This is a genomic window from Desulfovibrio desulfuricans, assembly GCF_024460775.1.
In the GTDB taxonomy this organism is placed as follows: Bacteria; Desulfobacterota; Desulfovibrionia; order Desulfovibrionales; family Desulfovibrionaceae; genus Desulfovibrio; species Desulfovibrio desulfuricans_E.
The window spans coordinates 1-1,371 of sequence record NZ_JANFYZ010000031.1 but is presented as its reverse complement, the minus strand read 5'-3'; the positions used below and the strand labels follow the sequence as shown (position 1 = coordinate 1,371).

The window sequence follows — 1,371 nt, the reverse complement described above, 5'->3', positions numbered from 1 at the left end:
CCAAGCCGCGATTGGCAACAGGCGAGTGACAAAATGGTCACGCGAATGTGAACCAAGCGCTGAGCTTGGCGGACCCTAACGGGTCGGCTCTTTTACAATTGAATAGGGATGGAAGGAAGTTTTTTTCGAGATACAAGCAAAATAAGAGCATCGGGTGGATGCCTTGGCGTCGGAAGGCGATGAAAGACGCGGTAAGCTGCGATAAGCCTCGGGGAGGAGCTAAACATCCCTTGATCCGAGGATTTCTGAATGGGGAAACCCGGCGGGAGTCATGTCCCGTCACTGGTAGACGAATACATAGTCTGCCAAGTGCCAACTCAGGGAAGTGAAACATCTCAGTACCTGAAGGAAAGGAAATCAAACGAGACTCCCTCAGTAGCGGCGAGCGAAGGGGGAATAGCCCAAACCGTGTGGATCCGTCCATGCGGGGTTGTAGGGCCGGCATACGTGATTCTGGAGTAGGCAGGGGAAGGAAGCTGGAAAGCTTCGCCAGAGCGGGTGATAGCCCCGTACCCGAAACTGAAAAGGACACAGCCGGTACCTGAGTACTGCGAGGCACGTGAAACCTCGTGGGAATCTGGGAGGACCATCTTCCAAGGCTAAGTACTAACCGACGACCGATAGTGCACCAGTACCGTGAGGGAAAGGTGAAAAGAACCCCTGTCAGGGGAGTGAAATAGAATCTGAAACCTGATGCTTACAAGCTGTGGGAGCACCCTTGTGGTGTGACCGCGTGCCTTTTGCATAATGAGTCAGCGAGTTAATCTGTACTGCAAGGTTAAGCGTAAGTGGAGCCGTAGCGAAAGCGAGTCTGATAAGGGCGTTTAGTAGTGCGGATTAGACCCGAAACCGGGTGATCTATCCATGAGCAGGTTGAAGCAAGGGTAAAACCTTGTGGAGGACCGAACCATTAACGGCTGAAAACGTTTTGGATGACTTGTGGATAGGGGTGAAAGGCCAATCAAACCCGGTGATAGCTGGTTCTCCCCGAAATATATTGAGGTATAGCCTCATGGATTGTCTACCGGAGGTAAAGCACTGACAGAGCTAGGGGTCCTACCAGATTACCAAACTCTTTCAAACTCAGAATGCCGGTCAGATGTACCATGGGAGTCAGACAGTGGGTGCTAAGGTCCATTGTCGAGAGGGTAAGAGCCCAGATCAACAGCTAAGGTCTCCAAATCTATGCTCAGTGGTTAAGGTGGTGACGTTGTAGAGACACCCAGGACGTTGGCTTAGAAGCAGCCATCGTTTAAAGAAAGCGTAATAGCTCACTGGTCTAATGACGTTGCGCCGAAAATGTAACGGGGCTAAGCATAGTACCGAAGCTTTGAATTCCACGTATGTGGTCTGGTAGGGGAGCGTTCTTCA

General features: G+C 51.3%; 1 rRNA gene. It reads left to right on the top strand.

The annotated features are described in order from the left end of the window. Positions 1-131: 131 nt before the first annotated feature. A 23S ribosomal RNA gene (locus NE637_RS15280) occupies positions 132-1,371 on the top strand; the annotation flags it as partial.